Here is a 25344-nt window from a genome sequence, read left to right on the forward strand (position 1 = left end):
GGCAACAGCCACCTTCCAACGCCAAGCGCCCTAGGATAGGGCATAGTCATGGATGTCTATCTGCCCATTGCAAATCTGGCTGTTAACGGCCTGATTATCGTTGTGTTGGGCGGCGTGACGGGCATTTTATCCGGCCTGTTCGGGGTTGGTGGCGGATTTCTTACCACCCCGCTGCTCATCTTTTACGGCATTCCGCCGACAGTCGCCGCGGCGTCGGCTTCTACGCAGGTCACCGGCGCGAGTGTTTCAGGCGTCCTTGCCCATCGCAAGCGCAAGGGCGTGGATTTTCGGATGGGCTTAGTCATGGTTGGCGGCGGCATTGTGGGTGCTGGTTTCGGCGCACTCTTGTTCCGTTTCTTCCGCTCGATTGGTCAAATCGATGTGGTGATCAACTCGCTTTATGTCGTTTTGTTAGGGGCGATTGGCGCGATGATGATGCGCGAATCCTTGCAGGCTATTCGTGGGACGAGCCAGGCCGCTCAGCCTAAACGGCGTCGTCACCACCCGCTAGTTGCGGCTTTGCCTGGGCGCTGGCGTTTCTATGGCTCAGGTCTATACATCTCCCCCATCGCGCCGCTTATTCTCGGCCTCATTGTAGGCGTTTTGACCATGCTCATGGGCGTGGGCGGCGGCTTCCTGCTGGTGCCTGCGATGCTCTATATTCTTGGGATGAGCGGTAATGTCGTGGTCGGGACCAGCCTGTTTTACATCCTCTTCGTCACGATCGCGGCCACGATGACGCATTCGCTCACCACTAAGGCCGTCGACATTGTGCTGGTGACCTTGCTGCTGATCGGCTCGGTTACTGGGGCGCAGCTTGGAACGCAGCTGGCGGGCAAGGTGAAGCCCGAAATATTACGGGCGATCTTGGCGACTTTGGTCTTACTTATTGCGGCACGGATGTTGTTTGGCTTGTTCGTCCAGCCGGATGAAATTTACACGGTCAATCCGTTATGAGGGCGCTGTTTCTCATAATTTGCGCACTTCTGGTGATGGGGCAGCGCGATCCGATTTTGGTGCCCGAAGTCTCGCAAAAAGAGGTTCAGGTGCGTCAGGGCTTTACGGGTACCGAACTCTTGCTTTTCGGCGCTATTCTCGACCCGCGTGGGCGCGCAGCTGGCGAGCAATATGACATTATTGTGGTGCTGAAGGGGCCTTCCGAACCTATTCGCCTGCGCGAGAAAGAGCGTTTTGCGGGTATCTGGGTGAATGCTGAAAGCAGTGATTTCCGCTCGGTTCCGTCCTTTTTCGCGGTTGCCTCATCGCGGCCGATCACCGATATCGTTGACGAGAAGATCGCGGCCATTTTCGAGTTCGGCACGCGCTATATTCAACTCTCGCCGAGCGGTGTCATCGACCCGGAAGAGCAGCAGAGATTTGCTGCTGGTCTGGTCGATCTAAAAACCCGTCAAGAGCTCTACAAAGAGGAAATTGGCGGTGTTCAGATCAGCGAGCAAGTGCTGTATCAAGCGCGCATTTCACTGCCCTCCAATGTGTCGACCGGCACCTATACGGCAGAGACTTTCGCTATTAGTGGGGGCCGCGTGATTGCGTCTGCGCTGGCTGAAGTTGAGGTGAAAAAGGTTGGATTTGAGAGGCTTGTAGAGGATTCTGCGCAGAACACATCGCTACTCTATGGTTTGCTTGCGGTTGCCCTCTCGATCGCGATGGGCTGGGCCGGAGGCCGCTTTTACGACATGATTTGACCTGTAGGGGTGCCTTGCGACTTGTGACGCTCGACCCAAGCATCGTTGACGTCATATTAACTGCTCTTTGCGTATGCTCTCATCTTAGATTTTGGGTTGGGACCTAGCAGGCGCATGAGCGATATGAATCACGACAATTTTCGTACTTTTGACCCGGCGGGCGAGGACGGGGCAACTCCTCCGACAGGTAACCGGCTGGGCGATCGCATCCGCCGCCGTCCGCCCCCTCCTGAACTGACGCAGCCGCCCAGTGATGTTCAACGTGATGTTCAGCGTGATGTAGAGCCCCCTTCAGAAGCGAGTCCCGCACCCCAAGCTGCTCCAGCATCGCAATCTGTACCGGTACAACCAAGCGCTGCGCCAGCTTCCGCGTCGGGCGCGCCGCTCGCGCCTTCTGTCATCAAGGCGCAGGAAGAAGCTGCCGCAGCTGCGCAGCGCGATGCGCTCGCCCCGGAAGCAGAGCCTACTGCTGGTCAAGCGGCTACCGCTGATCAACCGCTTGAGCCGATTGGTGTCGTGCTAGAGATCGCCGGTTCTGGTTCGCAAATCGCGATTGATCTGCAACGGCTAAACGAATGTATTGAAAACGATGATCCTTCGATCGCGCTCGCCGGACAAGTCGGTAGCCAAATCAAGATCCGCGTCGGTAATAGCTGGCTTTTGGCCAGTGTCCGCAACCAAAAGCAGGATCGCCGTGCTGAGGGCAGCATTATCGCCAATATCGATTTCCTCGGTGAAGGTCAGGAAGAAAAGCTAACCGGCAAGCTGCACGGCTTTAGGCGCGGTGTAACCCGCTATCCTATTCCCGGGGCGCTTGTTTATCCTGCGTCAACGAGCGATCTCAAACAGGTTTACGCCAGCGATGGCCGTTCGGCTGTCACCATCGGCAAAGTCTATCCAACCAAGGATATTCGTGCTGGCCTTTATGTCGATGCGATGCTGGGCAAGCACTTCGCGCTGCTCGGCTCGACCGGTACCGGTAAATCAACCAGTGCCGCGCTGATCCTTCACCGAATTTGTGAGGCTGCGCCTGACGGCCATATCGTTATGATTGACCCTCACGGCGAATATTCAGCGGCGTTCCGCCAGACCGGCGTCATCCTCGACGTTTCAAATCTGCAGATGCCGTATTGGCTTATGAATTTCGAAGAGCATTGCGAAATTTTGCTGACAAGCAATGGCAATGAGCGTCAGGTTGATGCTGACATTCTTGCGCGCTGTCTGCTTCAGGCGCGCAGCAAGAGCCGCCTTGCTGAAAGCATGGGCAAGATCACCGTGGACTCGCCCATCCCTTACTTGCTGTCAGACCTTTCCAACGCGATTCAAGACGCGATGGGCAAGCTCGACAAAGCGACCAACTCGGCCCCCTACATGCGGATCAAGAACAAGCTGGAAGAGATCAAAGCTGACCCGCGCTTCCAGTTCATGTTCTCCGGCATGCTGGTGGGCGATACGATGGCTGACTTCATTGCCAAGATTTTCCGCATGCCTAGCAATGGCAAGCCGATCTCGATCATCGATGTTTCCGGTGTCCCCTCGGACATTACCGCAACGGTTGTTGCTGTTCTCAGCCGTCTCGTCTTCGACTTTGCCATCTGGGGGCGCGAAGAAAAGACGCGTCCGATCCTGCTAGTCTGTGAGGAGGCTCACCGCTACGTTCCGAGCGAGAAGAACGCTGACGGATCAAGTGTTGGCAACGTGCTTAGCCGGATCGCGAAAGAGGGGCGGAAATACGGCATTTCCCTAGGGCTGATTACGCAGCGTCCATCTGATTTGGCGGAAGGCGTGCTCTCACAATGCGGTACGATCATCTCAATGCGCTTGAACAATGATCGCGACCAAGCCTTTGTGCGCGGCGCGATGCCAGAGGGTGCCCGGGGCTTCCTCGATTCCATTCCTGCTTTGCGCAACCGCGAATGCATCATTTGCGGTGAAGGTGTGGCGATCCCGATCCGCGTGACATTCGACAATCTTGAGGAAGCCAAGCGGCCTGCCTCGGAAGATCCAAGCTTTGTTGAACTGTGGAACGAAACCGGCGGCGAGGTGGAGCAAGTCGAACGGGTCGTTCAACGCTGGCGCGCTCAAGGATAACTTTCGTTATCGTTGTTTTTGTTGTCCGCAGCACGGAGGTGCTGCGATATCCTCACTCTCGCGACCTGAAGGTCGCATCGCTGCGGGCGCGCGGTTGCGCTTGCGGCGCTACGCACCGAGCTTGCATGTACCAATTCGGCGAGCGGTCAGCGAGCCGCAAGGGCGGAGTCGAAGACGGCCATTAGGCCACCGGCCGTCGCGCCGTATGGCGCGGAAGCCAAATGAGCGGACGCGAATGCCGGCGCTTGAGGCTAAACAAATCACGTCCCGCGTTCATCTCCATAAAGGTGGATATGCAGGCGGTCGGACATCCGAAAGCCGTGTTCTAAACAGAGCGGCGCGAGCCATGCCTCGCGTTCCCGCAATGTGGCGCTGTCCGTGCCTTCCGGCATCAGAAAGACATGTCCGGGCCTGAAGCGATAGGCGCGTTGCAACTCCAGAACCTCGTCCACATCACTCGGCTCAGCAATCACGAATTTGAAGAAGGCGCGCGGGTCGCTCGAATAGAATTCGAGCCGTTCGGGCAGCAGGGCAAGGTCCGCCGCATTGCCCGAATGCGCAAGCTTGGGGCTAACGTTATATTGGTCGACACGAATATCCACATGAGACGGCGCCTTAGCGGTGCCGTTGGTCTCAATCTCGATTTCCATATCGGGCAGTAGCGCAAGCAAATCCGCCAACGCGCCGCCTTGCAACAAGGGCTCGCCGCCTGTGATCACGAGCCGTTTCTGCCCATGTTGCTCGATTTTGGTGGCTGCATCTTTGACGGTCAACGCGATCTGATTGGCTTTGCGGTCATAGGTTATGCCGTCACGGTGCGGGCGCTCGTCGTCCTGACCATCCTGCCCAAAGCGCCAAGTATAGGCGGTGTCACACCATGTGCAGGCAAGGTTGCAGCGCGACAAGCGGATGAATGCAACCGGCGTGCCTGCGCTGGGCCCTTCGCCCTGTAGCGACGCGAAAATTTCCGGCGCGCCGGTGTCATCAGTGGCGAGGGTTAGTTTCGCCACATCATCCCAGTCTTGCCAGCGCTGCTGTCAGTCGCTCGACTTCTGCGGAGTGATGCGCATGGTCGGCTTTGGCTTTCTCGACTGCCTCAGGCTTCGCGCGCTCGACAAAGTTGGCATTGCCCAGCCGCCCTTCGAGTGACTTCGCCTCCTTCTCGGACGCGTCGAGTGCCTTTTTGAGGCGCCCTTTCTCGGCCTCCACATCGATAGCACCCTCAAGATCAACGAGGATCACGTCCTCACCCACAGCGATCTCCATCGCGGGCTTAAAGGTCGGCACTTCAACGACGTTCTCGCCGACTTTGCCAGTCATCAGAAACGGGCCGATCTTTGAGAGCCTTGAGATCGCGGCAGCCCCGTTGCCCGTGAATACCTGCATGGCGGCGGGCGAGGCGTCTTTGATCATCCCGCGCAGCTCCACGCCTGGCGCAATACCGAGCTCGTTGCGAGCTGTGCGTGCGGCGCTGGTGAACTGGATCGTCCAGTCAATCGCATCGGTCGCTTCCGTGCTGACGCTGGCACGTGGGTTCGGCCATTTGGCGGTGATCAGCGGGTAACCGTTGCGATCGATCCCGGAGAGGTTACCCTGCGCATGCCACAGCTCTTCGGTGATAAATGGCATGAAGGGGTGCAGCATGACCAGGATCTGGTCGAGCGCCCAGCCGGCAACTTCGCGCGTCTCCGCAATCGCCGCTTCAGGCGCTGGGGCCTGATCATCATCCTTGACCAGCAGCGGCTTGATCAGCTCCAAATACCAATCGCAGAACCGGCTCCACGTGAATTGATAGATCGTGTTCGCCGCCGCATCGAAGCGCAGGTCAGCCAGTGCAGCATCGAGCGCTTCTACCGTCTGTTGAACTTCGCCAATGATCCATTGGTTGACCGCGAGCTTCGCTGATGGCGCTTTCAAAGTAGAGGATGAGCCGATGCCGTTCGATTGGCAAAACCGCGTCGCATTCCAGAGCTTTGTCGCAAAGTTCCGATAGCCCTCGACCCGCTTCTCATCCATTTTGATGTCGCGGCCCTGGCTTTCCATGGCCGCCATGAAAAAGCGCAGCGCGTCCGCGCCGTACTGGTCAATCAGACCGAGCGGATCGACGACATTGCCCTTGGACTTGGACATTTTCGCGCCATCGGCGGCGCGGACAAGGCCATGGAGGTAGAGCTTGGGCCATGGGGCCTCGCCCATAGTGTATTGCCCCATCATCATCATCCGCGCATCCCAGAAGAACAGGATGTCAAAGCCGCTAATCAGCAGATTATTTGGGAAGTGCTTTTGGACAAGATCGGTGTTTTCCGGCCAGCCGAGCGTCGCGAAGGGCCAAAGTGCGGACGAGAACCACGTGTCGAGTACGTCAGGATCGCGTTGAAGTGTGACTTCTCCTCTACGAATATCGCCACCTTCTTCGAGGAATACTTTGGTTTCGGTGCCATAGTACTCGCCAGCTTGCTGAAGCACGGCCTCCTCCGACTCTGCGACGAATACTGTGGCGAGACCAGAATTGTCATCTGGCCCCGGGTTCAGTCCCTTTAGGCTGGGCCCAAACCAAGCCGGTATCCGGTGGCCCCACCAGAGCTGTCGAGACACACACCAAGGCTGGATATTCTCCATCCAGTTGAAGAAGGTTTTCTCCCATGTTTGCGGGATGATTTCGATGTCGCCGGATTTGACCTGCTCAATCGGTTTTGCGGCGAGCTTTTCGGCGTCGACATACCATTGGTCGGTCAGCCACGGCTCGATGACCACGCCGCCGCGATCACCAAAGGGCGTTGCGATAGTGCGCGGCTCGGCGTCGAGTTCCTGCTCCTCGCCCTTCTTGGTCTTGGCGATATGCGGGATCAGATAGCCTTGCTCCTTGAGGCGCTGAACCACGAGTTCGCGCGCTCCAGCGACACCGTCACGCTTGAAACGGTGCAGGCCAAGAAATTCATCCGGCACCAGCCCGTCTGACGTTTGACAAACATTCGCATCGCCATCGAGCATGTTGAGCATATCGCCCGGCGCGATGCCTGCACGCTTGCCAACTTCAAAGTCGTTGAAGTCATGTCCCGGTGTGATCTTCACCGCGCCGCTGCCCAGCTCCGGATCAGCATGTTCATCCGCGACAATAGGCACGCGGCGACCCGTAATCGGCAGGACGACATGCTTGCCGACAACACTCGCATAACGCTCGTCAGTGGGGTGAACCGCGACTGCCATATCAGCGAGCATCGTCTCTGGGCGCGTGGTCGCAACCTCAATATAATCGCGACCATCATCCAGCTTAACGCCGTCCGCGAGCGGATATTTGATATGCCAGAAATGCCCCGCAATATTCTGCGTCTCAACCTCCAGGTCGGAAATCGCGGTTTTCAGCTTCGGATCCCAATTGACGAGCCGTTTGTCGCGGTAAATCAGGCCGTCATTATGCAGATCAACAAAAGTCTTGAGCACGGCCTTGGTGAAGTGCTCGTCCATGGTGAACTGCTCGCGCGACCAGTCCATGGAGCAGCCAAGGCGCCGCAGCTGGCGCGTGATCGTCCCGCCGCTTTCCTCTTTCCATTCCCAGACCTTGTCGACGAAATCGTCGCGTGAATAATTGGTGCGTTTGTCCTGTTTTTCCTCAAGCTGGCGCTCGACCACCATCTGCGTCGCGATGCCCGCATGGTCTGTGCCGACCACCCACAGCGCATCCTTGCCGCGCAGACGCTCATACCGGATCACAATGTCCTGAAGCGTGTTGTCGAGTGCGTGGCCGATATGCAGGCTGCCGGTCACATTTGGCGGCGGGTTCACAATCGTAAACGGCTCCGCATCGGGGCGCTCGGGTCTGAACAGGCCGTTTTCTTCCCAATGGGAATACCAGCGCGCCTCGATCTGCGCGGGGTCAAATGTGGTTGATAATGTCATGTGTGTTTGTTTCTCAAATGCCGAGCCAGCCCCATAAACCAAGCCATTCTAATGCCAGCGGCACTATCGCAGTGCAACACAACTTCTCGACTTGGCGCTTGTGGCTGCACACTTTTGCTTCCATAGGTCAAACCCATGGACCGCGTGGCCGATTTCGCGACCGATACTGGGGAAGGGGGAACAAAGGTTCTTACCCTTAGCGGCCCTTATCTTGTATCCACGATAGGCTTCATTGAAGATGGCCTGAAATCCGTCGATAACTCTGTCACACAAATTGACCTGAGCAATGTCAGCGAGATTGATACAGCGGGCGCATGGCTGGCGGTGTGCACGTCCTCACGGTTGGACGCAGAGATTACCGGCACTAGCGAGCGTGCACAGCGGTTGATCAATGCTGTATGCGATATTGGCTTTGATACAGAACTTGCCCCGCCGCGCGAGGACATATTCCGCCGTGTTACGACGGGTGTTGCAGACCAAGTCTATGATGCACGCGACGGGCTGCGCGGCACAGTTGGTTTCCTTGGTGCGATTCTGTTTGCCTGCGGCCGTCTCATTCGCAGCCCGAGCACATTCCCCGGCAAAGCGCTGGTCCGCCAGATGGAGCTGGTCGGGGTTTCCGCTCTGCCGATTGTCGGTCTGATGAGCTTTCTCATCGGTATCGTCATTGCGCAGCAGGGCGCGGTGCAATTGCAACAATTTGGCGCAGAAACTCTGACCGTGAATTTGGTCGGGCGGATTACATTACGCGAGCTCGGCGTGCTTATGACAGCGATTATGGTGGCGGGGCGTTCAGGCTCTGCCTTTGCCGCGCAAATCGGCACGATGAAGCTGACCGAAGAGATTGATGCGATGCGCACCATCGGCATCTCGCCAATGGAGCGGCTGGTCATCCCGCGCATTCTCGCGGCTGTTTTGATGATGCCGCTCCTGGGCTTTTACGCTGCTGTGGTGGCGATTGTCGGCGGAGCGGTGGTGTCCGACCTAGCTCTAGGCATTCCGTTCTGGAACTTCCTTGAACGGGTGAAAGACGTCGTGCCGCTTTATGACTTGTGGGTCGGCCTTGTAAAAGCGCCGTTCTTTGGCCTCATAATTGCGCTGGCTGGTTGTTATCATGGCATGCAGGTGAAGGGCGACTCTGAGCAAGTTGGCCTTCGCACGACTATGGCCGTGGTCACTGCCATCTTCGCGGTGATCGTGCTTGATGCGTTTTTCGCGGTGTTCTTCACCGAGGTTGGTTGGGGCTGATGGAGTATCCTGACGAACCTCCAGGCAACGCCATGCCGGGACAGCATGAGCGCTATCGCGGTGAGCATCCGATTGTTGTGAGCGGGTTGGTCAATCGCTTTGGCACGCAGACGGTGCATGAGGACCTCGACCTAACCGTCAGGCGCGGCGAAATCCTCGGTGTGGTTGGCGGATCAGGCACCGGCAAGTCTGTGCTGATGCGATCGATTATTGGCCTGCAATTGCCGACTGAGGGCAATATCGATGTGTTTGGCCAGTCGATCACTGATGCTGAGCCTGACGAGGTGCTGGGAATTCGCGATCGCTGGGGCGTTTTGTTTCAGGGCGGTGCGCTGTTTTCGACACTGACTGTGGGCGAGAATGTCGAAGTACCCCTCAAGAAATTTTATCCAGAACTCTCACCCGGTCTGCGTCAGGATATCGCGCGTTACAAAGTGCGGCTTTCGGGCTTGCCAGAAGAGGCGGTCAACAAATACCCAGCTGAGCTGTCTGGCGGAATGCGCAAGCGGGCTGGGCTTGCAAGGGCGCTCGCGCTTGACCCTGAGTTACTGTTTCTTGATGAGCCGACTGCGGGCCTCGACCCGATTGGCGCGGCGGCGTTTGACCGGCTCACCCGCGAGCTGAAGGAAACCCTGGGGCTCACAGTTTTCCTCATTACACACGATCTCGACACGCTCCATGAGATATGCGACCGGGTGGCAGTGCTCGCTGACCGGCAAGTGATTGCGGTCGACACAGTGCCCAATTTGATGCAGCGCGACCATCCGTGGATCCAGGAATATTTCTGTGGTCCACGCGGAAGAGCTGCTTTGACATCGCAGGCTCTGGATGAACTGCGCGAACGCGCTGACGAGCCTGAAATAGCCGAAACGCTCAAAGCGTTGGACAAGTCTGCCAAACCTAGGGATAATCGCTAACTCATGGAAACACGGGCTAATCATGTTTGGGTGGGGGCGATTACCCTGTTGTTGCTCGCGGCGCTGGCGGCCTTTATCGTCTGGATCGCGCGGCTCGGCAGCGGCAACAGTCAAGAATATGACATCTTCTTTCAGCAATCGGTGGCGGGCCTCGCCAATGGTTCGTCAGTGTCTTTTGCGGGCGTGCCGGTGGGTCAAGTCAGCGAAATTACACTATGGGAGAAAGACCCCGAATTTGTGCGTGTTCGCGTGAATGTGGAGGGTGATGTCCCCATTCTGGTTGGCACGACCGCGACCATTCAAAGCTCTTTCACTGGCGTCTCAACAATCCTGCTGGATGGCGCGCGTAGCGGCCAGCCCCCAATCACGTGCGAGACAACGGCCTGCACCGAAGGCGTGCCAATTATCCCTCCCGAAAAGGGAGGGTTTGGCGAGATTTTGGCTAATGCTCCTTTGCTGCTGGAGCGGCTGGCAACCCTGACAGAGCGTCTGACAAATGTGCTATCCGATGAAAATCAGCAAGCGCTAACGGGTATTCTGGCAAACACGAACCGCGTTTCAGCAGATCTCGCTAAAGCAAGCCCGCAATTGCAGGCTACGATGAGCGAGCTTGAGACTACGCTGAGAGAAGCGGGCGAGGCGCTTGATGCGTTCGAGAAGGCGACGCAATCGACAGACGCGCTGATCAATCAAGAGGGCGCGCAGCTGGCGCAGCAACTGCGCGAGACCTTAAATTCCGCCAGCGGCGCGGCGCAAGCACTTGATCAAACGTTGCAAGATGCCGGGCCCGCCGCGCGGCAATTGACTCAGAGCACGCTTCCCGCAGCCGAGGCCACGCTTCAGGATTTGCGCGAGACCAGCAAAGCCCTGCGCACTGTTACTGAACGCTTGGAAAATGATGGTGCGGGGGCGCTCATCGGCGGAAATTCCCTGCCGGAGTATGAACCATGAGCAAGTCTATGACCCTAACGTCTATGATCTCCGCGCCAAGAATTCTGGCCCTAACGCCAATTGCCATGTTGGCAGGCTGCGTAAGTTTTGGCTCAGAACCGCCGCCAAGCCTGCTCACCCTCACGGCCGTCTCCAGCGCGCCATCCGGGAGCGCGGCAAGCGCGACCGCGGGTGATACGATCCGCTTGGCTCCATTCGAGGCGCCGCAGCGGCTCAATGTAACGCGTGTTCCGGTGCAAGTAAGCGATAGTGAAATCGCCTATCTCAAAGACGCGGTGTGGGTCGAAAAGCCTGCGCGCCTCCTGCGGCGCCTGATCGCCGAAACTCTGCGCACGAATAGCGGACGGGTGGTATTTGACGGAGATGATGCAGGGGCAAGTGCAGAGCAGTTCCTGCGCGGCACGGTACGCGACTTTGGTTATGATGCGCGCAGCAGATCAGTTCTGGTGCGTTTTGATGCGGTCCGAAGCAATGGCCAAGGCGGTGTTGAAACCCGCCGTTTTGAAGCACGCGTATCGGACGTTTCGGCTGAAGTAGGCGAGGTCGGCCCGTCCTTAAATGTAGCAGCCAATGATTTGGCGGATCAAATTGCCAAGTGGATGAGCGAAGCCTAGCCGTAGTCGAACCCTGGCCTGACTTGAGTTAGGGCGATTCTCCCTGAGCGTTTTCACCTAAACTATCGAAGCGCCGTGATCGTGGCACGTGACTGTGCCAAAATGGGACTTTCAATGCCGCAGAAACATGGTGTGACGTGCGCCTTTTTGGGCGACAAGCTACGCCTTACTCCCTCAAATATCATGGAAAAATCACCTCTCTCAGTGTCTTAAGGGTTCAGCGACGTTTCTTTCCTATAGTAATCTTTCCTAGGATAGTGGGGAAGCGGCTTAGTCACCGTGAAGAGCGCCGGAAATTCATCTGCCCAAGCCGCGATCGCGGCCGCCTACAGGCCGTTTCTGCTTGGGTACTTTGCCGTCGCTGCACTCTATTACGCGGCAATATCGCTTATTAATCTAGGCTATGTGTCCGGCCCGGATTTGTGGCCGCAATTGACCGCTTCTGCCGGTGCTACCCTGCTCTTTCTGGCCGCTCTTGCCGTGTGTCGCAGGCCTCGCGGGATGATGGTCCTTAGCGTGCTCGTAACGCTAGCCAATCTTGCGGTCCTGGCTAACATCCATGTGGCCATTCATTTCAATTTTGCGCCGGTCAAAGTTCACTACTTCGTCATTGCGATCCTCGTTTTCGCATTGGCGAGTGTCTCCGTTCGCCAAGCCGCCATTTCCATTTTTCTCGCGGTGCTTGGCATGATTTATGAATTGCGAGTTATTGAACCTCAGGAGCAAGTGGGGTTCGCTATTGTCGCCTTTGCTGCGGCGACCAGCGCCACAGCGGTTTCGTTTTTCCTGCGAAGCGCAATCCTTGCTGGAGTTCGAGCAAAGGATGCCGCGAACAAGGCTCGTGAAGAGGCCGAACGCGAACTTGACCAAGAGAAGGAATTGGCCCGGGCGCTTCATTCTCGCACTTTGTCAGATAGTTTGACGGGGCTGCCAAACAGGCGAGCCTTTTTCGATGCATTAAAGCATCAAACGAGTGAAGAGCATCCCGCCCATAGCCACTGGATTGGCCTCTTGGATCTGGATGGCTTCAAAGCGGTGAACGACAAATTCGGGCACCAGATCGGGGATGAACTGCTCAAGTCAGTTGCCTCGCGTTCGCGCCAGTTTCGCACGGGTGCCGCCAAGATATTCCGGATGGGCGGCGATGAGTTTGGTATTCTGTTCCAGTCTGAAATGACTCAGACCCAAGTAGAGGATTGGTGCGAAAGCTGGCTTGCTGAGCTCTCGAGGGTGTATTCAGTCCAGGGCCGCGCAGTGCAGATCTCCGGTTCGATTGGCTGCTGTGCACTCAATACTGGCGAGACAATTCAGGCCTTGCTCAAGAATGCTGACTTCGCGCTATTGCATGCAAAGCGGACAGGGAAAAACCGCTGGATCATGTTTGATGATGAGCAATCTGATGCTGCTCTAGAGCGCCACAAGCTGGAAAATGCGTTGAGGAAGGCGCGTTTCAATGATGAGATTGAGCTGCTGTTTCAACCGCAGGTCGACCTTGAGCAAAAGACCGTGGCGGGCGCTGAAGTGCTCGCAAGGTGGCGGAGCCCGGACCTTGGTCTGATTGGCCCAGACCAGTTTGTGAAAGTCGCTGAGGAATGCGGCCTGATGGCGAACATCTCCGTCTCTGTCGTGCGCAAAGCACTTGAGGCACTGAACCAGTGGGAGCGGAAAATTCCGCTGGCGATCAATCTGTCGGCGTTGGATCTCAATTCTGATCAGACCATGGATGAGATCATCGGCCTGTTCGCTGTTTACGAAACAGATCCGAGCCATATCGAATTTGAGGTCACGGAATTGACAATGCTCGACAACATTGGCCGTGCGCGCGCCAATTTGCAGCGTCTATCGGATCTCGGCTTTACGATTGCGCTTGATGATTTTGGAACCGGCTATTCCAACTTCAATTATCTGCGTTCGCTGCCGATGGATAAGATCAAGATTGATCGATCTTTCCTTGAGGATCTTGATGATCCGATGACGGAGCGCATGCTTGGGTTGCTCGTCCACGTGGCCAAAACGCTCGATGTTGTATGCCTTGTTGAAGGCGTGGAAGATGAGGTTGGGCTCAACATGATCAGGAAAGTCGGCGTGCATTTGGTTCAAGGCTACTATGCCAGTGAGCCGGTTTCAGCTGCTGAGCTTGAGGACTTCGCGGCATCGATTGAGGCGGGCGGCGCTATGTTTAGGGAGCCTACAACGGCCAATCGATTGAAGGCGGTAGGCTGAGTGCGATGCAGGCGAGCTGCTGCTAATCGGCCGTGCGGGCGGATGCCGCAAAGCGAATAGCAAAGAGAAAATCGTCGCGGCGTTTGGCGCTGCGCGCCTCCGCTTCCTCGTCAAGACCCCATAATTCGGCCTGCCAATCCTCTTCAAGATTTGCCGCCCGCCACAGCGCATCGCTGTCTGCACCGTTCTCCAATGCGCTGAGCCCGATACACAGTGACGCTGAGAGCGCAGTCGTTGTCTCAAGCGCGGCAAGTGTGAAGGCGTCGAGCGCGGCTAGCTTGCGCCCGAGCGCTGCCATGGCCTCCGCAGATTGCGGGCGATGCATGATGCCGCTGATCCGCTGCATCGCCACGCCTTCGCGCGCTTCAAATGCGCTCAGCAATGGCTCCCACACTTCCTGCTGACGGGCGAATAGTGGCTCCTCGGGTTCTGCTCGGTAACACAACGTGTCAGTGTCGGCATAAGGCACGATGCGTTGCGCTGTCGTCGCTGGATCTGCAGCGATTACATCAAGTGCATAGTCGATCATGTCGCGCGCGCGGAATAGCTTGGGGTCGAGCTCTTCGCCTTGGGTTTCCCATTCGCTTGCGAGAATATCCGCGAGAGCTTTAGTGGGCGCAATTTGCGCAGCCCCGCCTTGCGTTTTGATCGCGCGGGCATCCAGCATGACTTGCCAGCCATCTGCGACTTGCGCAGTGCTGACCTCCTCATAAAAACGCTTCATCGGTTTTGATTTTCGCCTTCAGGAGGAAGTGTGTCTGGGCTTTTCCAGCGCCGCGCGAGCCGCCGCGTGCCGAAGTAGAACATGCCTATCCCGATCACCCCCAAGACAATGCCCAGCCATTTGGGAGCCGCGATTGCGCCATAGCTGATAGCAATGCCGAGCATGACCGCGCCAACGCTGGCGAACCGCAGCAGCGTCAAAATGAAGAAACGCGATGCGGCTGGATCGTGGTCGGGCGGGTTGAGTTTCGGGTCAACCATCAATCAGCGCTTTCAATTCATCCATTGTGCTCGCTACACCGACTGCACCAGCCTCGATCAATTCATGCGTCTCGTGATAGCCCCAATCGACCCCAATGCAGCGCGTGCGAGCGGCGCGGCCCATGTGAATGTCGAAGGTAGTATCGCCAATCATCACGGTGCCTTCTGGCATCGCGCCTGCGTCAAACATCGCAGCAGCCAGCATGGTCGGATCCGGCTTTGACGGGTGCCGGTCAGCTGTTTGCAAGCTGACGAACAGGTCGGTGATGCCGTGCGCCGCCAGAACTGCGGTAAGCCCGCGATCACTCTTTCCTGTCGCGACCGCCAGCTGCCACCCCTCATCGCGCAGCGTGTGCAGTAGCTCTTTCATACCGTCATAAAGTGGCTCATCAACGCGGCCTTCACTTCGCGCAGTAAAGAAGCTCTCTTTATACGCATCAACAGCATGCGCGCGTTGCTCTTCGCTCGCATCTGGAGCAAGCTCGGCCAGCGCCATTGGCAGGCTGAGGCCGACCATGCGGCGGATATCATTGCGGTCAGGCATCGGCAGGTCAGCAGCGGCAAAGCCTGCCTCCATCGCCTCGCAGATTGAGGCCTGCCCATCGACGAGCGTGCCGTCGCAATCAAAGACAGCGAGGCGGGTCATTTGCGGCGGCCTTTTGGAGCGGCCCGTCGCGAAGTTGCGCCTACCTTCTTCGAGGCGCCCTTCGCAGGCGGCCCCTTAGTGCGGGTGCGCCTCTCGCCCTTGCGGCTTTTACGATATTGCTTGGCGTGCTGGCGCGCCGCTTGCTTCTTCTCAGAGCGGCTGCGCTCGGGTGGGTCATCGCGCATCGGCTCTGCTACGCCGAGCGACATATCAAAGCCCAGTTGATCCATAGTGTTGGCGAAATGTTCGGGCAGCTCAGCCACCACGTCGATCTTGCCAGCATCCGCGCCGTCGATGATTAGGCGCCGCGCATGCAAGTGCATCTTGCGGCTGATAGCGCCCGTTAGAAATGCCTCAGAGCCGCCATATTTGCCGTCGCCCACAATCGGGTGGCCGATGGCCTCACAATGCACGCGTAGCTGGTGCGTGCGCCCGGTTAGCGGTTGCAGTTCAAGCCAAGCCGCGCTTTTGCCTACCTTTTCGACCACGCGATACCGTGTCTTAGCGGACTGACCGTTCTCCATATCGACGTGCATTTTCTCGCCGCCCGTGCCGGGTTGCTTGGCAAGCGGTGCGTCAATTGTACCCTCGGGCACATCTGGCACCCCGACCACCAGCGCCCAGTATATCTTTTTCGCGGTGCGTCCGGAAAACCGGCGCGAGAATGTCGCTGCGCTGCCGGGCGTGCGCGCTACGAGCAAAACGCCGCTGGTATCTTTGTCGAGCCGGTGGACAAGGCGCGGGCGGATCGCGTTCTCGCGCTCTTCTTCCGTCTCACCCTCAACAAAAGCGTCGAGCAGGCCGTCAACATGCTTGGTGGTTTTGGTGCCCCCTTGCGTTGCGAGGCCGGGAGGCTTGTTCAGGACAATCGCGGATTTGGTCTCCATGATGGCCATGTCGCGGGCCTGAGAAATTTCTTCCTTGGTCAGAGGGCGTCGCGGTTTGGAGCCGCGCCGGCCATCATTGCCACCAGGGGGCACGCGCAGGATCTGACCGGGCGTGAGGCGATCCTCAGGCTTGGCGCGCTTGCCATCCACGCGCAGCTGTCCGGTGCGGGCCCAGCGGCTGACCATGCCAAAGCCAACCTGGGGCAAATTGCGCTTAAACCACCGGTCGAGCCGGACGCCATTATCGTCTTCGCTGACCGTAAACTGGCGAACATTATCCGTTTTCTTGGGACCGGTCTTTTTCTTCGCCTCTTCGTTCATGATAGTGTCCGCATAATGCCAAGGCCGACCATAAAGCCGGTGATGCCCAGCGAAACCGAGAGGATGCCGTAGAGCCCCGCGAACAGATATTGCCCGCGCTCAATCATCATCACTACTTCGAGGCTGAACGCGCTGAAAGTGGTAAACCCGCCGAGTAGGCCAACGCCCAAGAGCAAGCGCAATTGGTCATTTGACCCCGCATCACGCGCGAGCCAGCCCGCGAGTAAGCCGATGAGCAGGCTTCCGATTGTGTTGACCGCGAGTGTGGGAAAAGGGAACACTGAGACTGTTTGCGACCCCATGTAAGAGGTCATCGCGCGGCCTGCCTGATAACGCAGTGCTGCGCCGAATGCGCCGCCGATAGCAACGTTGAGTGTCGCCGCGAGAGGAGAGAGTGTGGACATGTCCGTTCTCTAGCGGGATGCGCTGCGGCTGGGAAGGTGTTGTGATGCACGCGCCACACCTCAAGCTTTAGGGGGCAAGAACGGTTGCATTTTGCCGTGAGCTGGCATATCGGCACCAGCACGCAAGCTGACCTCTAGGGGATTCGGCGTATTATTCGTTGTCGAGACTCTGGCCTTGCTTGGACAGAATCGCCGCAAACGAAAATTGGCAATTTTGATTTGGCGACCCCGTGAACAGGCGGGCTCTGGCCCGCTTGAATGAGGTAATACTGTATGCAAATTATGGTTCGCGATAACAATGTTGACCAGGCCCTGCGCGCGCTCAAGAAGAAGCTGCAGCGTGAAGGCGTCTATCGCGAAATGAAGCTGCGTCGTCATTACGAAAAGCCCAGCGAAAAGCGCGCCCGTGAAAAGGCTGCTGCTGTTCGCCGCGCACGCAAGCTTGAGCGTAAGCGGATGGAACGCGACGGGATCAAGTAAGCCCGCCTTTGGCAATCCAGCTATTGCTAAGCCATTTTAGCTAAGCCATGAGGGCGCGGAGATTTTCGCGCCCTTTTGCGTGCCAGATGCACTGACGCGCTAACACCCAGGAAAACCATTCATGACCGAAGTTACCCGTGTTCCGCTCCAGCCAATTGCAAAAGGCTCGCTGACGAAGCTGTGGCTCGGCGTGATCATTGCCATTGCGCTCGCGATTGGCCTTGCTTGGATGACGACGCAGCCTAAGGGGCTCTCGGTTGAGACTTTGGTTGAGGGTAGCGGGCCTAACCCTACTCTCACCGACGTTGTTTTCGTCAACTACAAGGGCATGCTGGCCGACGGCACGGTTTTCGACGAATCGCAGCAAGTGCCGCTGCCGATTGAAGGCATCTTTCCAGAAGGCACGCCTTTGCCGCTGGACCGGATGATCCCCGGTTTTGGCGAGGGTGCGGTGCAGATGCAAAAGGGCGGCAGCTATGTGCTTTCGATCCCTTCAGACAAGGGTTATGGCCCTCAAGGACAAAGCAATCCGCAAACCGGCGAAGTGGTGATCCCGCCAGATGCTGATCTGGTTTTTGAAGTTGAGCTGATCGATTTCATGAGCCAACCGGACTTTGAGCGCCGCCTCCAAACGCTTCAGCAGGCGATGCAGATGCGGCAAAACGGAGAAGGTGGTCCGCCCGCTGGCGCACCTCCTCAATAGAGATAGGTTAATAGCCTAAGGTACAATCCGCCGCTTGAAGCAAATTTTCAGCGGCGCTAACGGCAGTAGTCATGTCAGTCGATAAACAAACAGTGGCGAAGATCGCCTCGCTCGCGCGCTTGAAAATGGGCGATGAAGAGCTGGAGCGGATGGTTCCAGAACTCAACAATATCCTCGAATGGGTGGAGCAGTTGGGCGAGGTCGATACTTCCCAAGTGGAGCCAATGACCGCCGTCATCCCCAATGCGCTGCGCCTGCGGGCGGATGAGGTCGATGCCGACCCCAAGACGGGCGGCAATCGCCGTGATGATATTCTCGCCAATGCGCCAGCGGCAGAGCATGGCTTCTTCGGCGTGCCCAAGGTGATCGAATAATGACTGACTTCACACAGCTTGGCGTCAAGGCCATTCGCGACGGTGTGGCAGGCGGTGATTTCACTGCGCGCGAAGTCGCGGAAAGCTTCAACGCGGCCGTAGAGGGCGCGGCAGCACTAAACGCCTTTATCGTTGCGACCCCGGATCATGCGCTCGCCGCGGCTGATGCCGCTGACACAGCCCGCGCGGACGGCAAAGAGCTCGGTCCGATGGCGGGTGTGCCGATTGGCATGAAGGATTTGTTCTGCACGCGCGGCGTGCAAAGCGCAGCAGCCAGCCACATCCTCGAAGGCTTTAAGCCGCAATATGAAAGCACCGTTTCCCAGAACCTGTGGGATGCGGGCGCGGGCATGCTCGGCAAGCTCAATATGGACGAGTTCGCGATGGGCTCGTCCAACGAGACCAGCTATTTCGGCAATGTCACCTCGCCTTGGCGCAAATCTGGCAGCAACACCGACACAGTGCCCGGCGGGTCATCTGGCGGATCTTCGTCAGCGGTCGCGGCGCGGCTGTGCGCGGCGGCAACCGGCACGGACACGGGCGGCTCGATCCGCCAGCCAGCTGCATTTACCGGCATTTGCGGGATAAAGCCGACTTATGGTCGCTGCTCACGCTGGGGCGTGGTCGCTTTTGCGAGCTCACTCGACCAAGCTGGACCGATGGCGCGCTCGGTAGAAGATTGCGCGATCATGCTGGAAGCGATGGCGGGCTTTGATCCAAAGGACTCGACCAGTCTGGATCGCGACGTGCCCGCATGGGGCGAGCATCTCTCAAGCGATTTGACCGGCAAGAAAATCGGCATTCCGCGTGAGTATACAATGGATGGCATGGACGCAGAAATCCTCGCCAGCTGGGAACGCGGCAAGGAATGGCTGCGCGATGCGGGCGCTGAGATCGTCGATGTGTCGCTGCCGCATACCAAATATGCGCTGCCGACTTATTATATTATCGCTCCTGCTGAGGCATCGTCTAACCTCGCGCGCTATGATGGCGTGCGCTATGGCTTGCGTGATCTGCCCGAGGGCGCTGGCCTGCAGGATATGTATGCCGCGACCCGCGCAGAGGGTTTTGGTGATGAGGTTAAGCGCCGCATCCTGATCGGCACCTATGTGCTCTCGGCAGGTTTCTACGATGCCTATTACAATCAGGCGCAGAAGGTCCGCACGTTGGTGTCGCAGGATTTCGCAAATGTCTGGGCCGAGTGCGATGCAATCCTCGCGCCGACAACGCCCACCGCAGCGTTCGCGCCTGGCGCTCAGTCGGACAATCCGCTGGCGATGTATCTCAATGATGTGTTCGCGGTCCCTGCCTCGCTCGCTGGCCTGCCTGCGATGAGCGTGCCGGCCATGCTAACTGGCGATGGTCTGCCGCTGGGCCTGCAATTGATCGGCAAGCCATTTGATGAGCAGGGTGTGCTCAATGCTGGCCTCGCGATTCAGGAACGCGCAGGGTTCGACCATGCACCGGAGAAGTGGTGGTAGGATGTTCGTCATTATCTTCACCATTGCGATGATCGCGTTGGCAGGTTTTGCCTTCTACCTGTCGCGGACGATTGAGCACGGCGAGGCGCGTTTCGATACGACGAATAAGACTGATGAGGAACGCGACGAGAGATGACGATGTTTGAATGGGCAGCGGTCGCGCTGATCGTCTTTGGAATGGTGATCCCCTTCTGGGTTATGACCCTCCTAACGATGATAGTCCTGTACCAGCAGCGTAAGATATTCAAACCCCCATCTCGGCAAATCAAAGTGCATGACTACACTCAACTCATGGTTGCTATCGATGACCTTATACACAGCGATGGCAAGGCATCATTCAATGGACCTGCGCTGCAAACTTATCTTCGAGAAATGAAACACTACCCAGAGTACAGGGAAACGAGCCTGCTCTATCTCGAAGACCTTTCAATAAGCGGCGCGAAGAAATGGTCTACCATCTGCAAAGCTGAGCAGAAGGCGGTCGAGCATTATCTGTTAGGATTAGACGATGAGTAACTACCGAATTCAAGGCGCAACCGGCGAGTGGGAGGTCGTAATCGGCCTTGAGGTCCATGCGCAGGTGACGTCTAACGCCAAGCTGTTCAGCGGCGCGTCCACTGCCTTTGGGTCAGAGCCCAATGCCAATGTGTCGCTGATCGATGCGGCGATGCCTGGTATGCTGCCTGTGCCCAATGCGGAGTGCATTCGCCAGGCGGTGCGCACCGGCATGGCGATTGAGGCGCAGATCAACAAATACAGCCGGTTTGATCGCAAGAACTACTTTTATGCCGATCTGCCGCAGGGCTACCAGATTTCTCAGCTTTACCACCCGATTGTGGGCGAGGGGCAGCTGACAATCGAGAAAGATGAGAAGGGCGGCATTCCCGAGGACAAGATTATCGGGATTGAGCGCATTCACGTCGAGCAGGATGCGGGCAAGCTGATGCATGATCAGCACCCGACCATGTCTTACGTTGATCTCAACCGTTGCGGCGTCGCCCTGATGGAGATTGTGTCCAAGGCGGATATGCGCAGCCCGGCAGAGGCGGGCGCTTATGTCCGCAAGCTGCGCAGCATCCTGCGCTATGTCGGATCATGTGACGGGAACATGGAAGAGGGCTCGATGCGAGCCGACGTCAATGTGTCCGTGCGCAAGGTCGGTGATCCGCTCGGCACGCGGACTGAGACCAAGAACGTCAATTCCGTGCGCTTTGTGATGCAAGTCATTGAATATGAAGCGAACCGCCAAGTCGATCTGATCGAGGATGGCGGCAGCGTCGATCAGGAAACCCGCCTGTTCGATGTTGCGAGCGGCACCACGCGAACCATGCGCAGCAAAGAAGACGCGCATGATTATCGCTATTTCCCTGACCCTGATCTGTTGCCGGTTGAGCTTGAGGACGACTTTCTTGAGGTATGCCGTGCGAGCCTGCCTGAACTGCCCGATGCCAAACGCACTCGGTATATCGAGGAACTTGGGCTGAGCGATTACAACGCGTCCGTCTTAACCGCCGAGGTGGAGACATTCGGCCGGTTCGAAACGCTGCTGAGTGAAGTTGCGAGCACGCTCGGCAAGCCGGACGCGAAAGTCGCTACGCAGGTCGCAAACTGGGCGCTATCTGTTGCGCCTGGCGTCATCAAATCGCTTGGTGATGAGGCTGATCTGACGAACGCTACTCCCGCCGCGCAAGCCGCGATCCTCAAGATGCAGGATGCGGGCGATATCAGCGGCGGTCAGGCCAAAGAGATATTCGAGATTGTCCTCCGCGAAGGCCGCGCCCCAGACGAAATCGCCGAGGCGGAGGGCCTCAAGCAAGTGAGCGATACGGGCGCCATCGAAGCTGCGATTGACGAGATACTTGCAGGTAATCAGGACAAGGTTGAGCAGTATAAGGCGGGCAAAGACAAGCTCTTCGGCTTCTTCGTGGGGCAGACCATGAAGGCGATGCAGGGCAAGGCGAACCCGCAGGTTGTGAACCAGATCCTGAAAGATAAGCTGGCTGGATAAGGCCCAAGCGCCCCATCTGCGCGGTGACATGTAACAAGAATTTGCGCTGCTCCTTAACGAAATAGTCTAAGCTTGTTTCCGACATAAGGAGATGGCTCATGCATGGACTGGTAAAGAGCCTCATTGGTGTAGGAGCGACTTCGCTGCTCGCATGGGGTGCACATTCAATGGGCGGGGAGGCATACCTCACCGGCATTGAGAGCGAGGCGCAATCGCGCTTTGCCGAGGCAGGATTTGGAGACGCGGATGCGCTCTCTATGGCGCGCGATCCTATGGTGCGCGTCGCGATAGTGGAGGGGGCATTTGATTCCTCTACTCAGGACATGATCCGCGGACAGCTTTTACAAGTTCCTGGCGTTTCGGACGTTTACTTTGCTCCTGGCGATACCGCTGGGCTCGGCCTAGACACTGACATCGCAAGTGAAGCCGATATGAACGCAGTTGCTCCTGCAAGCGAAGAAGCTGTGGCTGATTGCCAATCGGGCGTTGAAGCCTTGATGGAAGGCAAGACAATTAACTTCGCATCGGGCAGCGCGGCCATTTCGCCCGCGTCAACTGAGCTTGTGGATGCCTTGGCAGGGGCGCTGCAAGACTGTGCTGGCATGCGCGTTGCGATTGGCGGACACACCGATTCCACCGGCAGTGCTGAGACGAATAATACGCTCAGTCAGGCACGGGCCGATGCGGTCGCCGCAGCGCTCAGCGAACGGGGTCTACCGGCGGATCGCTTTACTGCCACCGGCTATGGCTCATCGCAGCCGCTCATCGCTGGTGAGGGTGCCAATGCAGCCAATCGGCGCATTGAGTTCACGTTAAGCGCAGCAGGCGCATCTGGGGAGGGGAACTGACATGCCACTATTGTTCGAAAGCTGGCTCCTACTGATGATCGTGTTTCTCATCGGCTTGTTCATTGGCAAGTTGATTTGGGACCGGACCTAAGCGGGAGATAGAGAATGCTACATTTAATTGCCGAGAACCCCGTACGGTTCATTCTTGCGTTCCTAATTGGGCTCGCGACAGCATGGTGGATATGGGGCCGGATAAGCGCCAATGTCGCCGAGACGCAGGCTGAACCAGTGAAGCCCGCTGCTGCGCCACCACCACCGCCGCCGCCTCCTCCAGCGCCAGAGCCGGTGGCACCGGTCGCGGCACCTGAGCCAACTCCTGCACCTGTTGCAGCGGCCGCCGGAGGGCCCAAAATCGCGGCTGCGGTTGGCGATCCTGATGATCTGAAAATGATCAAGGGTATTGGCCCCAAGCTGGAGAAACTGTGCAACTCATTTGGAGTGACCCGGTTCGACCAAATCGCGGCATGGACGCCGAGCGATGTTGCCGAAGTTGACCCCTATCTCGAAGGGTTCCGAGGCCGGATCGACCGCGATGATTGGGTTGGTCAGGCCAAGACACTGGCCGCTGGAGGAACAACCGAATTTGCGAGGCGCTATGATGACAAATGATCTGATGAACACACAGAGTACCAAGCGTTTTGGCAGACGAGCCTTTGTTCTGGGCGCGGGCGGCGCATTCGCAGCGCTTGCTTTGCCCGGCACCGCGAAGGCGCAGGGGCTAACCGATTTGCTCGCGCGTGCTTCTGACAGCGCACTCGACAAGCTGGCGAAGCCCGATGCCTTTTATGATGATGAGGATATCCGCATCAAGCTACCCATTGTGGGCAGCGTAGGCGGCGGCCTGCTTGGCGGGATATTGGGAGGTAGCAGGGGCGGGCTCGGCGTGCTTGGCGGGGTAACGCGCAAGATCAATGATGCGGCCGGTGTTGCGGCGGGTGAGGCAAAGCCGATCTTCCGCGAGTCGATTGGTCAGCTTTCTTTGACTGATGCACCCGGCATTATCCGCGAGAGTGATGGCGGCACGCAGTATCTTAAGAGCAGTGCGGGTGACACGCTGCTGGGTAAGCTAAGGCCGCTTGTCGATACCGCCCTGGGCGAGCTTGGCGTCTATAGCGAGATGGACAAGCTTAGTGAGCGATCACGGGTCGTAGCGCAGGCTGGCCTGACGAGCGACCGTGTCGGAAGTTCTGTGACAGACCAGGCGCTTGATGGGATCTTCAGCTATATCGGAAGTGAAGAGACAAATTTCCGCAAAAGCCCGCTCAAGAATCTAGGCGGATTGCTGGGCGATGTATTGCGGTAAACTGGGAGAATTGGCGTTAACTTGGCGGTTCTGACTACCGTCTTTTTCGAGCTAGCTTACGTTTGGCTTTGGGAGCGTACTCTACGAAGTTTGCTTCGATCGCTTCACTAATCTCCTGCAAAACCTGCGCAGGATCATCCTCCTCTTTCACGGGAAACACTGTCAGCTTGTTGCCGCCTTCACCGCGGTGACGCAGGACCCATTCAGAGTTCGCAGAATAGTGCCTGAAATCGAAAGTGGTCGCAAACCTGTCACCCCACACGATGTCTTCGATCAAGTAGTGGTAGCGGATGTGCAACTCGAAATAACAGTCTGAAGTCGAGTCTGAACGTCGCTCCTTTCGCTTTTTGGTGACCTTGTCCTCTTCAGTTTCTACATGGGTGACCAACCGGGTCCCCGGAGGCAGGCCAAGGCTGGAGATCGGGTTGGCGCGGCGGATGGCTTCAAACTGCAGTTTACCGCTGACTATTTCGGCAAATTGATCGTCGATATCTCCATCGATATCGCCTGGAAACATAATCGCGAGACCAGGAGCTAGCCCGCTACCAAAAGGTAAGCTACTAAAATCCCGGGCTGCCCAGATATGCAGTTCGCATAAGCTATTTGCCGAATTTAGCCCGCCATCAGATTTTGCAGCCACTGGAGAACCAAGGGATATTAGCGCACTAATCAGCGCCCGGGCACCCTTGGAAAACCAACGAACGTTGCCATCAATACTCATAATGTTGCCCCACGAGAAGATCGACTAGTGAAACCATTACAAGATCCATTCCACATATCAAAGCAATTGGTTGGACATGTGCCCGCTCCGCGACTCGCTTGTCCAAAAGAAAAAGCCGCCGGAGCGCTTGCTCCAGCGGCCTTTCGTTTGCCGTAAAGGCGTAAGCGTTTATGCGCGCGTGCCCGAAAGCGGCATCGCGCCAAATGCGCCAGCGTTGACATTGCCTGTCAGCGCGTCGCCATCAACAGTTGCTTCGCATTCGAGCTTCATCGGCATGGGAACAGTCATATTCATTTCCCACTTGATGGTGTTGCCATCAACGGTGCCGTTCTCAACATCCATTGAGCCCATGCCGCCAGCCATGTTGCCAGTGAATGTGCCATCGCCATTGTCTTCGACGGTGAATGTGCCGCTCTGGTCGCCCATCGGGCTTTTGACAGTCGTGGTGTAAGTACCTGCTACAGACATTGTCTTCTCCTAGTTAGAATATGATTTTCGATTGCTATTGAAATCCGCCTGCGGACATTGCCGCTGCTT

The 25344-nt window shown here is 57.4% G+C and carries 27 protein-coding genes; 18 read left to right on the forward strand and 9 right to left on the reverse strand.

Annotated features, from left to right (window positions below):
* The first annotated feature begins 48 nt into the window (after positions 1-48).
* From ACFCXQ_RS07085 to ACFCXQ_RS07095, 3 genes are all read left to right on the forward strand, one after another.
* Positions 49-957, forward strand: a complete 909-nt coding sequence (locus ACFCXQ_RS07085) for a sulfite exporter TauE/SafE family protein (RefSeq protein ID WP_379554420.1) — start codon at positions 49-51, stop codon at positions 955-957.
* On the forward strand, positions 954-1706 hold the full coding sequence (locus ACFCXQ_RS07090) for a TIGR02186 family protein (RefSeq protein WP_379554422.1): 753 nt from the start codon (positions 954-956) through the stop codon (positions 1704-1706). The genes ACFCXQ_RS07085 and ACFCXQ_RS07090 overlap by 4 nt, the downstream gene beginning before the upstream one ends.
* Before the next feature lie 114 nt (positions 1707-1820).
* A complete protein-coding gene (locus ACFCXQ_RS07095; RefSeq protein ID WP_379554424.1) occupies positions 1821-3797 on the forward strand; it encodes an ATP-binding protein in 1977 nt (658 codons plus the stop codon).
* 260 nt (positions 3798-4057) lie between these two features.
* Here ACFCXQ_RS07095 and ACFCXQ_RS07100 read toward each other — a convergent pair whose 3' ends face one another.
* Both ACFCXQ_RS07100 and ACFCXQ_RS07105 read right to left on the reverse strand, forming a co-directional pair.
* Positions 4058-4807: a 7-carboxy-7-deazaguanine synthase QueE gene (locus ACFCXQ_RS07100; protein WP_379554426.1), complete on the reverse strand. Its 750-nt coding sequence runs from the start codon at positions 4805-4807 to the stop codon at positions 4058-4060.
* Between the two features lies 1 nt (position 4808).
* A complete protein-coding gene (locus ACFCXQ_RS07105) occupies positions 4809-7694 on the reverse strand; it encodes a valine--tRNA ligase (RefSeq protein WP_379554428.1) in 2886 nt (961 codons plus the stop codon).
* A gap of 135 nt (positions 7695-7829) precedes the next feature.
* On the opposite strand from ACFCXQ_RS07105, the gene ACFCXQ_RS07110 reads away from it, so the two are divergent.
* The 5 genes from ACFCXQ_RS07110 (at position 7830) to ACFCXQ_RS07130 (ending at position 13647) form a co-directional block, all read left to right on the forward strand.
* Entirely contained in the window at positions 7830-8942 is a 1113-nt protein-coding gene (locus ACFCXQ_RS07110) for an ABC transporter permease (RefSeq protein ID WP_379554430.1), read from the forward strand.
* Positions 8943-8974: 32 nt separating this feature from the next.
* On the forward strand, positions 8975-9859 hold the full coding sequence (locus ACFCXQ_RS07115) for an ABC transporter ATP-binding protein (RefSeq protein WP_379554581.1): 885 nt from the start codon (positions 8975-8977) through the stop codon (positions 9857-9859).
* A 3-nt stretch (positions 9860-9862) separates the two neighbouring features.
* The gene (locus ACFCXQ_RS07120; protein WP_379554432.1) at positions 9863-10810 is read left to right on the forward strand and encodes an MlaD family protein; all 948 of its coding nucleotides are present in this window, start codon (positions 9863-9865) and stop codon (positions 10808-10810) included.
* 8 nt (positions 10811-10818) lie between these two features.
* The gene (locus ACFCXQ_RS07125; protein WP_379554433.1) at positions 10819-11424 is read left to right on the forward strand and encodes an ABC-type transport auxiliary lipoprotein family protein; all 606 of its coding nucleotides are present in this window, start codon (positions 10819-10821) and stop codon (positions 11422-11424) included.
* A 279-nt stretch (positions 11425-11703) separates the two neighbouring features.
* The gene (locus ACFCXQ_RS07130; RefSeq protein ID WP_379554435.1) at positions 11704-13647 is read left to right on the forward strand and encodes a putative bifunctional diguanylate cyclase/phosphodiesterase; all 1944 of its coding nucleotides are present in this window, start codon (positions 11704-11706) and stop codon (positions 13645-13647) included.
* A gap of 22 nt (positions 13648-13669) precedes the next feature.
* Here the strand turns inward: ACFCXQ_RS07130 and ACFCXQ_RS07135 are convergent, their stop codons facing one another.
* The 5 genes from ACFCXQ_RS07135 to crcB are packed head-to-tail and all read right to left on the reverse strand — an operon-like array spanning position 13670 to position 16889.
* On the reverse strand, positions 13670-14371 hold the full coding sequence (locus ACFCXQ_RS07135; RefSeq protein WP_379554437.1) for an ATP12 family chaperone protein: 702 nt from the start codon (positions 14369-14371) through the stop codon (positions 13670-13672).
* Positions 14368-14631: a hypothetical protein gene (locus ACFCXQ_RS07140; protein WP_379554438.1), complete on the reverse strand. Its 264-nt coding sequence runs from the start codon at positions 14629-14631 to the stop codon at positions 14368-14370. The genes ACFCXQ_RS07135 and ACFCXQ_RS07140 overlap by 4 nt, the downstream gene beginning before the upstream one ends.
* The gene (locus ACFCXQ_RS07145) at positions 14624-15277 is read right to left on the reverse strand and encodes an HAD-IA family hydrolase (RefSeq protein ID WP_379554440.1); all 654 of its coding nucleotides are present in this window, start codon (positions 15275-15277) and stop codon (positions 14624-14626) included. The genes ACFCXQ_RS07140 and ACFCXQ_RS07145 overlap by 8 nt, the downstream gene beginning before the upstream one ends.
* Positions 15274-16485: an RluA family pseudouridine synthase gene (locus ACFCXQ_RS07150; protein WP_379554442.1), complete on the reverse strand. Its 1212-nt coding sequence runs from the start codon at positions 16483-16485 to the stop codon at positions 15274-15276. Before ACFCXQ_RS07150 ends, ACFCXQ_RS07145 begins: the two co-directional genes overlap by 4 nt.
* Positions 16482-16889: a fluoride efflux transporter CrcB gene (gene crcB, locus ACFCXQ_RS07155; RefSeq protein ID WP_379554444.1), complete on the reverse strand. Its 408-nt coding sequence runs from the start codon at positions 16887-16889 to the stop codon at positions 16482-16484. The genes ACFCXQ_RS07150 and crcB overlap by 4 nt, the downstream gene beginning before the upstream one ends.
* Positions 16890-17162: 273 nt before the next feature.
* Between crcB and rpsU the strand changes: the two genes are divergently transcribed.
* The 10 genes from rpsU (at position 17163) to ACFCXQ_RS07205 (ending at position 24086) form a co-directional block, all read left to right on the forward strand.
* Positions 17163-17369 carry a 30S ribosomal protein S21 gene (rpsU, locus tag ACFCXQ_RS07160; RefSeq protein WP_006834591.1) on the forward strand — a complete coding sequence of 69 codons (207 nt, stop codon included), beginning with the start codon at positions 17163-17165 and terminating at the stop codon, positions 17367-17369.
* Between the two features lie 121 nt (positions 17370-17490).
* Positions 17491-18072 carry an FKBP-type peptidyl-prolyl cis-trans isomerase gene (locus ACFCXQ_RS07165; protein ID WP_379554446.1) on the forward strand — a complete coding sequence of 194 codons (582 nt, stop codon included), beginning with the start codon at positions 17491-17493 and terminating at the stop codon, positions 18070-18072.
* 71 nt (positions 18073-18143) lie between these two features.
* Positions 18144-18446, forward strand: a complete 303-nt coding sequence (gene gatC, locus ACFCXQ_RS07170) for an Asp-tRNA(Asn)/Glu-tRNA(Gln) amidotransferase subunit GatC (RefSeq protein ID WP_379554448.1) — start codon at positions 18144-18146, stop codon at positions 18444-18446.
* Positions 18446-19927 (forward strand): Asp-tRNA(Asn)/Glu-tRNA(Gln) amidotransferase subunit GatA, encoded by a 1482-nt coding sequence (gene gatA, locus ACFCXQ_RS07175; protein ID WP_379554450.1) that lies wholly within the window; start codon positions 18446-18448, stop codon positions 19925-19927. Before gatC ends, gatA begins: the two co-directional genes overlap by 1 nt.
* A gap of 1 nt (position 19928) precedes the next feature.
* Positions 19929-20063, forward strand: a complete 135-nt coding sequence (locus tag ACFCXQ_RS07180; RefSeq protein WP_379554452.1) for a hypothetical protein — start codon at positions 19929-19931, stop codon at positions 20061-20063.
* Positions 20060-20443: a hypothetical protein gene (locus ACFCXQ_RS07185; protein WP_379554454.1), complete on the forward strand. Its 384-nt coding sequence runs from the start codon at positions 20060-20062 to the stop codon at positions 20441-20443. Before ACFCXQ_RS07180 ends, ACFCXQ_RS07185 begins: the two co-directional genes overlap by 4 nt.
* Positions 20436-21935: an Asp-tRNA(Asn)/Glu-tRNA(Gln) amidotransferase subunit GatB gene (gatB, locus tag ACFCXQ_RS07190; protein WP_379554455.1), complete on the forward strand. Its 1500-nt coding sequence runs from the start codon at positions 20436-20438 to the stop codon at positions 21933-21935. Before ACFCXQ_RS07185 ends, gatB begins: the two co-directional genes overlap by 8 nt.
* Before the next feature lie 98 nt (positions 21936-22033).
* Positions 22034-22783, forward strand: coding sequence for an OmpA family protein (locus tag ACFCXQ_RS07195; RefSeq protein WP_379554457.1), 750 nt, complete (start codon positions 22034-22036; stop codon positions 22781-22783).
* A gap of 105 nt (positions 22784-22888) precedes the next feature.
* Positions 22889-23392, forward strand: a complete 504-nt coding sequence (locus tag ACFCXQ_RS07200) for a hypothetical protein (RefSeq protein WP_379554459.1) — start codon at positions 22889-22891, stop codon at positions 23390-23392.
* On the forward strand, positions 23379-24086 hold the full coding sequence (locus ACFCXQ_RS07205; protein WP_379554461.1) for a DUF4197 domain-containing protein: 708 nt from the start codon (positions 23379-23381) through the stop codon (positions 24084-24086). The genes ACFCXQ_RS07200 and ACFCXQ_RS07205 overlap by 14 nt, the downstream gene beginning before the upstream one ends.
* Before the next feature lie 34 nt (positions 24087-24120).
* Here ACFCXQ_RS07205 and ACFCXQ_RS07210 read toward each other — a convergent pair whose 3' ends face one another.
* Together ACFCXQ_RS07210 and ACFCXQ_RS07215 are read right to left on the reverse strand one after the other, a co-directional pair.
* Positions 24121-24807: a hypothetical protein gene (locus tag ACFCXQ_RS07210; RefSeq protein ID WP_379554463.1), complete on the reverse strand. Its 687-nt coding sequence runs from the start codon at positions 24805-24807 to the stop codon at positions 24121-24123.
* Positions 24808-24975: 168 nt separating this feature from the next.
* Positions 24976-25275 (reverse strand): hypothetical protein, encoded by a 300-nt coding sequence (locus ACFCXQ_RS07215; protein WP_379554465.1) that lies wholly within the window; start codon positions 25273-25275, stop codon positions 24976-24978.
* Positions 25276-25344 lie beyond the last annotated feature (69 nt).

It is taken from the genome of Qipengyuania rhodophyticola, assembly GCF_042493225.1.
Classification (GTDB): Bacteria; Pseudomonadota; Alphaproteobacteria; order Sphingomonadales; family Sphingomonadaceae; genus Erythrobacter.

Bases quoted from the DNA above. Each gene is read 5' to 3' on its own strand.
- ACFCXQ_RS07085 (WP_379554420.1), top strand. From the start codon at position 49: ATGGATGTCTATCTGCCCATTGCAAATCTGGCTGTTAACGGCCTGATT.
- ACFCXQ_RS07090 (WP_379554422.1), top strand. From the start codon at position 954: ATGAGGGCGCTGTTTCTCATAATTTGCGCACTTCTGGTGATGGGGCAG.
- ACFCXQ_RS07095 (WP_379554424.1), top strand. From the start codon at position 1,821: ATGAGCGATATGAATCACGACAATTTTCGTACTTTTGACCCGGCGGGC.
- ACFCXQ_RS07105 (WP_379554428.1), bottom strand. From the start codon at position 7,694: ATGACATTATCAACCACATTTGACCCCGCGCAGATCGAGGCGCGCTGG.
- ACFCXQ_RS07110 (WP_379554430.1), top strand. From the start codon at position 7,830: ATGGACCGCGTGGCCGATTTCGCGACCGATACTGGGGAAGGGGGAACA.
- ACFCXQ_RS07115 (WP_379554581.1), top strand. From the start codon at position 8,975: ATGCCGGGACAGCATGAGCGCTATCGCGGTGAGCATCCGATTGTTGTG.
- ACFCXQ_RS07120 (WP_379554432.1), top strand. From the start codon at position 9,863: ATGGAAACACGGGCTAATCATGTTTGGGTGGGGGCGATTACCCTGTTG.
- ACFCXQ_RS07125 (WP_379554433.1), top strand. From the start codon at position 10,819: ATGACCCTAACGTCTATGATCTCCGCGCCAAGAATTCTGGCCCTAACG.
- ACFCXQ_RS07135 (WP_379554437.1), bottom strand. From the start codon at position 14,371: ATGAAGCGTTTTTATGAGGAGGTCAGCACTGCGCAAGTCGCAGATGGC.
- ACFCXQ_RS07140 (WP_379554438.1), bottom strand. From the start codon at position 14,631: ATGGTTGACCCGAAACTCAACCCGCCCGACCACGATCCAGCCGCATCG.
- ACFCXQ_RS07145 (WP_379554440.1), bottom strand. From the start codon at position 15,277: ATGACCCGCCTCGCTGTCTTTGATTGCGACGGCACGCTCGTCGATGGG.
- ACFCXQ_RS07150 (WP_379554442.1), bottom strand. From the start codon at position 16,485: ATGAACGAAGAGGCGAAGAAAAAGACCGGTCCCAAGAAAACGGATAAT.
- crcB (WP_379554444.1), bottom strand. From the start codon at position 16,889: ATGTCCACACTCTCTCCTCTCGCGGCGACACTCAACGTTGCTATCGGC.
- rpsU (WP_006834591.1), top strand. From the start codon at position 17,163: ATGCAAATTATGGTTCGCGATAACAATGTTGACCAGGCCCTGCGCGCG.
- ACFCXQ_RS07165 (WP_379554446.1), top strand. From the start codon at position 17,491: ATGACCGAAGTTACCCGTGTTCCGCTCCAGCCAATTGCAAAAGGCTCG.
- gatC (WP_379554448.1), top strand. From the start codon at position 18,144: ATGTCAGTCGATAAACAAACAGTGGCGAAGATCGCCTCGCTCGCGCGC.
- gatA (WP_379554450.1), top strand. From the start codon at position 18,446: ATGACTGACTTCACACAGCTTGGCGTCAAGGCCATTCGCGACGGTGTG.
- ACFCXQ_RS07180 (WP_379554452.1), top strand. From the start codon at position 19,929: ATGTTCGTCATTATCTTCACCATTGCGATGATCGCGTTGGCAGGTTTT.
- ACFCXQ_RS07185 (WP_379554454.1), top strand. From the start codon at position 20,060: ATGACGATGTTTGAATGGGCAGCGGTCGCGCTGATCGTCTTTGGAATG.
- gatB (WP_379554455.1), top strand. From the start codon at position 20,436: ATGAGTAACTACCGAATTCAAGGCGCAACCGGCGAGTGGGAGGTCGTA.
- ACFCXQ_RS07195 (WP_379554457.1), top strand. From the start codon at position 22,034: ATGCATGGACTGGTAAAGAGCCTCATTGGTGTAGGAGCGACTTCGCTG.
- ACFCXQ_RS07200 (WP_379554459.1), top strand. From the start codon at position 22,889: ATGCTACATTTAATTGCCGAGAACCCCGTACGGTTCATTCTTGCGTTC.
- ACFCXQ_RS07205 (WP_379554461.1), top strand. From the start codon at position 23,379: ATGATGACAAATGATCTGATGAACACACAGAGTACCAAGCGTTTTGGC.
- ACFCXQ_RS07210 (WP_379554463.1), bottom strand. From the start codon at position 24,807: ATGAGTATTGATGGCAACGTTCGTTGGTTTTCCAAGGGTGCCCGGGCG.
- ACFCXQ_RS07215 (WP_379554465.1), bottom strand. From the start codon at position 25,275: ATGTCTGTAGCAGGTACTTACACCACGACTGTCAAAAGCCCGATGGGC.